At 42.0% G+C, this 603-nt stretch carries 1 protein-coding gene; it reads right to left on the bottom strand.

Going from position 1 to position 603, the window contains the following annotated elements:
* A partial coding sequence (locus Q0590_RS37475; protein WP_302042811.1) for a hypothetical protein occupies window positions 1–595 on the bottom strand: 595 nt, incomplete at its 3' end.
* Between the last annotated feature and the right edge of the window lie 8 nt (window positions 596–603).

Genomic DNA, 603 nt, shown 5'->3' with positions numbered 1-603 from the left:
AGGCGGCCATCTGAATCACCGATACCGGTTTGCCCGCATCCGCTTTCACAAAGAAAGAAGAGATAACTTCATCAGAATTAGCTATTTTATTTGTCCCTAAATTCGAATTGTCAGTTTTGCCAAATCCTGGATTTGATTTAAATCCAAAAGCATCAATTATTTCACGGGCATATGGCTCATTGCTGCCCTCTCCCTTATTTTGATATAAACCATGCAGCATTAGTTTCTTTGTCGGAGACTTATCATCATTGGAAGCAATGTATAAGGTATCGTGCAAAACCTTCACCCGCAGGTCTTCATTCACTGCTGCAAACTGTATGGTGGCTGTGACAGAGGCTCCAGGATTGATAGTAAGCGGAAGCATAGTAGCCGCATTAAAAGTTACTGTATTCAATTGCACTACTTTCCACCTCACCGTATTGGAAAGGTTTAATGAGTTAATTACCAGGGCAGCTGTACCTTTGTTAGTAATTTTCACCGTTACACTATCATGATTTTGGTTATAGGGCGTTCCTGACCTAGCCCAAGGCACTTGTATCCGAGAGAATACCAGGTGATCATTTGCCGGGAACTTGTCCAGGTTTTCTACTACCATATGGGTAT

This window comes from Rhodocytophaga aerolata, from assembly GCF_030503435.1.
In the GTDB taxonomy this organism is placed as follows: Bacteria; Bacteroidota; Bacteroidia; order Cytophagales; family 172606-1; genus Rhodocytophaga; species Rhodocytophaga aerolata.
This window is presented reverse-complemented; position numbering and strand designations above follow the sequence as displayed.